The sequence below is a fragment of the Cellulosimicrobium sp. NPDC055967 genome, from assembly GCF_042269845.1.
Lineage (GTDB): Bacteria > Actinomycetota > Actinomycetes > Actinomycetales > Cellulomonadaceae > Cellulosimicrobium.
Window position 1 is genome coordinate 1 of sequence record NZ_JBHJYJ010000031.1, and the last position, 6275, is coordinate 6275.

General features: G+C 45.5%; 5 protein-coding genes. 3 read left to right on the forward strand and 2 right to left on the reverse strand.

Translation table 11 applies throughout. The features are described from left to right. The 3 genes from ACFC2L_RS20120 to ACFC2L_RS20130 all read left to right on the forward strand — a co-directional run. A partial coding sequence (locus ACFC2L_RS20120) for a hypothetical protein (RefSeq protein WP_375826118.1) occupies window positions 1-699 on the forward strand: 699 nt, incomplete at its 5' end. A gap of 4 nt (window positions 700-703) precedes the next feature. After that, the gene (locus ACFC2L_RS20125; protein WP_375826119.1) at window positions 704-1771 is read left to right on the forward strand and encodes a DUF3307 domain-containing protein; all 1068 of its coding nucleotides are present in this window, start codon (window positions 704-706) and stop codon (window positions 1769-1771) included. Window positions 1772-3357: 1586 nt separating this feature from the next. Then, window positions 3358-3561 (forward strand): hypothetical protein, encoded by a 204-nt coding sequence (locus tag ACFC2L_RS20130; RefSeq protein ID WP_375826120.1) that lies wholly within the window; start codon window positions 3358-3360, stop codon window positions 3559-3561. 806 nt (window positions 3562-4367) lie between these two features. On the opposite strand, the gene ACFC2L_RS20135 is transcribed toward ACFC2L_RS20130, so the two are convergent. After that, window positions 4368-4748 (reverse strand): hypothetical protein, encoded by a 381-nt coding sequence (locus ACFC2L_RS20135; protein ID WP_375826121.1) that lies wholly within the window; start codon window positions 4746-4748, stop codon window positions 4368-4370. Between the two features lie 105 nt (window positions 4749-4853). Further along, window positions 4854-5543: a replication initiation protein gene (locus ACFC2L_RS20140; RefSeq protein WP_375826122.1), complete on the reverse strand. Its 690-nt coding sequence runs from the start codon at window positions 5541-5543 to the stop codon at window positions 4854-4856. Window positions 5544-6275 lie beyond the last annotated feature (732 nt).

Genomic DNA, 6275 nt, shown 5'->3' on the forward strand with positions numbered 1-6275 from the left:
TTTTTTTTCTCACCTGTTTTTTCAAGCCGTCAAGGGTTTTTTTCAATGAGCAATGGGATAGCTGTCATCACGGGAGATTTGTATAGATCATCTACAGGCTATGACAGGGGGTTACCGTATGTGAAAAGTATGGAAAACATGTTAAAGCAAATATCTGACGATAGTTCATTCCTGGTACGAAATATAGATATATTCAGAGGCGATTTTTTTCAAATAACATTATATGAGCCTAATACAATATTTGAAGTTTCTGTATATATAAGGTCATTTTTGATTGCACTAACTGAAGAGAATGAAATTAAATATGATGCAAGACTATCCCTCTCATATAGTGAGACCAATTCATCTGCAGGAACAGATGGTAAATCTTATTTTGAAGAGGCCTACATAATTTCAGGTAAAAATCTAGATGCTATGGAAAAAGATGTAATGATGGAATTTAACTCATCTATAAGTAGCTGGCATCATTCATTTCATGGAGCCGTAAGACTTCTTGACTTCATGGTCGGATCTTTATCGAAGCCGCAAGCAGAGGTGTTATCATGGGCTGTGCGAAATAAAGAGATATACATTCCTGAAATTGCACTAGCCACTAATAAATCCCAGCAAAATATACATAAGCTAATACAGCGTGGCGGGATAAAAAACATCATGAGTTTTTTAGAGTTTTCAAAAGAACAAATAAATTATCTGAGATGAGTCTATGAGTGCCTACCTAATTCTTTCAATTATGGTTTTGACGCATGTATTGTTTGATTTTTATTTTCAGACTAGTAAGTGCGTAGATAATAAAAAATATTATGCTAATTTAGACATAGAAAAATTTGCAAAAGCTCATATATTACATGCTGCCTATCATTCTATGGCTATTACTGTTGTTGTAGCGTTGTGGTACTTCACTGATGGTCAAATACCAAAATGCGACGGTAATTTGTGCATTTACCCATCTATTTTCTTCAAAATAGCCGCTATCGTGTTTGTTAGCCATGTTTGCATAGATATATTTAAAGAAGTAATTTCACATAAATTTGAAAAATATAAAGCATCTATTTTCGTAGCTGATCAGATGCTGCATTTATTTTGTATATTCTGGATTGCGACTCATTTTTTTCATGCGCTTCCATATCAAAAAAGCTCTTCAAACATTTATAATGAATTGGTTACTTGTGTGGTTTTGATTGTTGCTTTTCTTGTTCTGATTAAGCCAACCTCAATATTCATATCTTTGTTCATTACAAGTAAAAAAATAGGCGGATCTCCTGGTAAAATAAAAATCACAAAAAGCATTTTGGCATCTGCATATTATGCAGATGTATCAAAAATATATTCGGATACAAATGCTAGCAACTTAAGTGATATAGGCTCTGTTTTGGGTGATAGTAAGATTAAAGCGGAAAGTGTTATTGCGCATTTAGAAACACAAAACCTAGATTTGGATTCTCAGCGAGCGTTCATGTCAAATGACGCTGGCAAATGGATCGGCTACATAGAAAGGTCCATGATTTTTATGTTTTTTATATTTAATCAGGCTGCTGCTATTGCTGTGATTATGGCTATAAAAACGGCATTTAGATTCAATGATTTAAAGGACGATAACGATAGTGCTAGATCAGAATATATTATGATCGGTACATTTCTGAGTTTTTTCATAACCATGATTATTGCGGGTATCGCGGATTTTTCTATAAAATCAATATGGGATGGAGTTGAATATAAAGTACTAGATTTCAATATAATGTCTTGGGTTTCAAAATATATTTACGGTTTTTAATTAAAATAAATTATCAAATGTTCATAACACCCCCCTGCAGCGCTGCAGGGGGGGCCAGAAATTTAAGTCTGATCTCGCTTCCGATCAGCCGCTACAGCCAATCGAATGGCATTTTTTCGAAAAGCCACTTCATCAAGCTCTGAACCAGCAGCCGAACCAACCACCATAAAAATCGTACGAACATAGACACTCCGTTTGTGAATGAATCCCCTAGCAAGGGTTTTGGGGGACTGAATCGGCGCTGTGCCCATCCACGGAGTGTTTACAGTTTTGGTTTAGGCCTCCTTTTCGGTGGTACTGCATGCATGAAAGGAGCCTACTTCGCAGGCATTACGCTAGGCTGGGCTGGCCATTACGGCGTCATTTCAGGGAATAGGACCGTGGCAGATTTGTAATTGGGGATGTGAAAGCAGTTCGTGAGTTAACGCATGAGGGTTTGGTTAATGCGCATTTGGCTGAGGGTTGGGTGCTGCTATTGGTAAGGGAAGGCAGCAATGTCGGTCATAGCCCTGTAAGTGGCGATCTTGAAACGTATTCGGAGACGTCCTACACCTTGGGGTTGGGTTGGGTTGGGTTGGTGAAAGCGAACCGAAATCCGAGCAGAAGCACCAAGATCTGTTGAATCCGAAAAGCAATTTATTTGATGAAGCGGATTTTTGATCCGCTGACTGCGCATAACGGCGTTTTTGTTAAATGAACACCGTCACCCAAGCCCACTTCGGTGGCCTTTTTTTAGCCTTTTGGACGCCAGAATGGCGGGGGCTGGTCAACCAGAGCCCTAGTGAGTGGTTTTACGCGGTGCCATCCCAATTGGCGTGCCACCAGCCTCCGGCTGAAAATTCCACGCTGGAACTTTGCGATTTTCGCGGACGCGAAAATGCGCGCGGTTGGAAAGGCCTGGAGCGGGTTACTCACTTCCGTATTTACGTATTTACGTAAAGGCTTGGCCCCCCAAGTGTTAATAGTGCGTAGGGCAAAAACTCGCTGGAACCGGCTAAAACCGTCATATTCAAGCGGTTTTGAACGCTGAATGGCCTTTTTCCGGACGGCTATTAACACTTGGGGGGCAGAGGATGGAACACGTGGATTCGGTACCGCATTTTGTTGAGCCGGGAGATACCCAGGACAAAGTCCTGGCGCTGCCAATTTTCGTCACGCGACCGGCAGATGAAGCCACGCGCAAACAGCGCTTGGCGGCTCTCGCAGTGGCCATGAAAGAGAAGAAAAGCAACGCTGCAGAACGCCCCCGTAACCGTTAAACAACGCGCGAAGCCTTGTTCAGAAACGGATCATGGTTAGACAGGAGAACGCTGCAGGTTGGCTGAAAAGGCGGGCAAGATAGGTGAAGGGGGCCTACCGGCCCCTTCACATCTTGCCTATTCGCCTGCGGCTCAAGGGGGAGTTGAGCAACACGAAGTTCCACGCTGGAACTTTGGTTTTTTCGCGGACGCGAAAATGCTCGCAAAGCGATAGCGCTCTGCGCTTGTGAGATATCTCATCGAGATGAACGAACCCTCGTTCATCCAGGGCGAAAAATGGAGGCCGAATCAATGCGGGCTGGAATCCAGGAAGAAACCTTACGTGCCATGATCGAGGCCGGCGCCGTGCGCGATGTGCTGGTCAGCCGGCATGAAGAAAAATGGGGTTTGGCCATTCGCCTGGGCGGCGCTGGCAGTCGTTGGCTGCCGGTGCGCTCGCGGCGCGAAGCGCTGCGCACCTGGACCAGTTTGACTGCGGTCGGCCGCTTTGCGGAATCACTTGGAGTGAAGGGTTTTTTCGTTGAGATGTAGGAAAAACAAGCAGTTATGAAAAACTAGTTTGTTTTATTGATGAGTCACATCACTGCTCTTAACTGACATTTCGTGGTTTTGTGATTTTTTTGGCGATATTTAAAGATTATTGCCGAAGTTTTTTAGGTGAATCCAGTTCTACTACCTAGCTTAAGTGTTTTCCACACCCGCACTCATTGGTTGCGATTTAAGCGCCTTGGCGTGCGTTTTGAGGCGTTTAAAGCCATTATGCGACACGCGTGGCGGGTTAAACCTAAAAACGCTCCAGGGGTTGTTGTAGGAGGCCCTGTGAGTTGTGTTACTATGCGCATGTCCATTTATTTTGGACGAAAAAAAGCCGACTCGTATGAGCCAGCTTTTTTTCAAAACCTTGGGTGCTTATCGAACTGTGGTAGGGGAGATAAGCACCTTCACTCTAGAAATAGGACCGAGGTCTCATTTCAGGGCGCAAATTCTACGCTTCAGCCACCGTTACGTAAATGGCTGTTCGTAAAATCGAACCCCTGCGTGACCATTTGTAGGCTTTTCGAGCCTGGACGTCAATGGTCAGGATGGTGAGATTTAGGTCGTGATCCATAGGAAAATTGATCATGACTCATCTTGATAAATCTGTTTGTGAAGTACCTGTTTGCTCCTACGTCCGCCGCCGCCGTGGACGCTTGGAGTACGTGACAAGCCATTGTCGTCATTTACCTAAGCGGTAATTAGACGTGATCGGCTGCCCTGTCTCACTGTAGAGACAGGGCATTTCTAGCCGGAATCCTTCCCCCTTTCAATGATGAATTTCCGAATCGGAAACTTTTGACTCATTCGTCCAAGGCGCTGAACAAGCTGGCCCAGGTGGCTGGCTCTTGAGGACCTGAAGGGGCGGCCGTTTTCGGTTGTGCTGGAGCCACCTCGGGTTTGTGTTCGAGCAAGCGCATCGTCTCGCGCAACTCTCTGACTTCTTCTCGCAACAAGCGCAGCTCTTCTAGGAGGGGGTGTAGGGCGTCTAAAAGAGGTGTAGGGGAAATGTCGGGTGATGGTGTAGGGGAGTGTCGGGTGGAACCAGATGGCTCACCATAAACCCGGATCATTTCAGACAGGTCGATTACCTTCTGCCCTTTACCGTCGAGATCAGCAGTTACGCGGCCTTTGGCCACGGCTTCATGCAGGGTGGAACGGTGCAAACCATAGAGATTTGCCATGCGGCCGATGGTTAATTTCGCCATGTAGGGCTGTGTCGGGTTCTGTCTGTAGGGTGCCTATAGATTAGCACTGTGGCGCCATACTCATGACTGCGATGACCATTACTAAAGTTTCAGTGTCATCTGGTCACTCTTGGTGATCGTAAATGAGAAACCAATGATTTTTCGACCTTGCCGGCGAGGTTCTGTTGAAACGGTTAGATCTGTGTTTTTGTTCAGTTCAGCCAGTGCTGGATCAATGACCCATCGTCGAAGATCTTTAACGTTTGGATATTTTTCCCCTAGGTCGAGCATTTCTCGCAGCTGTACGAGGGTGCATTCCCGCTGTTTAAGCTTGATGAACTGACTCATCAGTTCGTAGATACGGACAGAGTAAAAGCTAGATAAGCTGCCGATCTGCTTGAGCTGGTAGCTGGTGAACTCTTTGTTCAACATGGTCAGGTGCGGAAGTACTGTGGGGGAGAATCCTAGCTCGACGCAGCCTTGACCTTCTCTGTACTTCACATGAAAGACCCAGCGCATACGTTCTACTAGCTTACCTTTTACATACCTGCGGATATCACGGTTGAACAACCTGGTGGCTGCATCGTCTAGCGCCTCATAGGCGTGTTTCACATCAAGACCGAACACCTCGGCAAAGGTATCGGCTCGGACGGTCAAGTAGCCGTCCTTGGGTAACGGCTTGCGTGAATCGATCAGCGACGCAGCACAAAGTACTAAGCGCTTCTCGTTGAGCGTCAGTGTATGTGAGGCCTCAATGAGCTTATTAGACTGAGTTACTTTGTTCTCGACCATCCCTGCCTCTACCCGGAATCTCTCCCTAACAAGATATTTAGGGAGAGGGAGCCAGTCAATACCTTCTCCCTTATAAATCAAGATAAGCCCGAGAGTCTGTGGATAACAGCCGGAATCTCTCCCCTTAAGCCCGGAATCTCTCCCCCTTAAGCCCGGAATCTCTCCCCCTTAAGCCCGGAATCTCTCCCCGAAATAACAAAAAAACTCTTTTAAAACAGTAACTTAAAGGCCTTAAAACAAGAAAAAACAAGAAAAACAAGCTTTAAAAGGATTGGGCTAAGAAAGGCTTAAGAGCGCGCCGTTCCAGTCGCTGTGCGCCCTATCACACCATGTAAGACTTAAGCCCGTGCAAGGGCGCTTCGCTCCTTCACGGCGCTAGCTTCGCCCTGCGCGCTCCGCTTGCCAGTCAATCAGCCTGAAGGGCTCTGTCCTCCTTCGAACCAGATGAGATGCTACGTAGCTGCCAGCGTCATCCAGCTTAAGAGATATTGCTCTTCACGCATTCGGGCTGTCATGAAGTCCCTACTGAGAGGACCAAGAATTTTTTCGAGCACTCAAATGAGTCAGCACCTGCCATATTGCGATAACCTAGTTATCCATTTTGGTTGAGAAAATCGATTCTCAACCAAAATGGTTGTTTTTTTTCTCACCTGTTTTTTCAAGCCGTCAAGGGTTTTTTTCAATGAGCAATGGGATAGCTGTCATCACGGGAGATTTGTATAGATCATCTAC

Excerpts from the sequence above, each read along its gene's own strand:
- ACFC2L_RS20125 (WP_375826119.1), top strand. The coding sequence starts at position 704 with ATGAGTGCCTACCTAATTCTTTCAATTATGGTTTTGACGCATGTATTG.
- ACFC2L_RS20130 (WP_375826120.1), top strand. The coding sequence starts at position 3,358 with ATGATCGAGGCCGGCGCCGTGCGCGATGTGCTGGTCAGCCGGCATGAA.
- ACFC2L_RS20135 (WP_375826121.1), bottom strand. The coding sequence starts at position 4,748 with ATGGCAAATCTCTATGGTTTGCACCGTTCCACCCTGCATGAAGCCGTG.
- ACFC2L_RS20140 (WP_375826122.1), bottom strand. The coding sequence starts at position 5,543 with ATGGTCGAGAACAAAGTAACTCAGTCTAATAAGCTCATTGAGGCCTCA.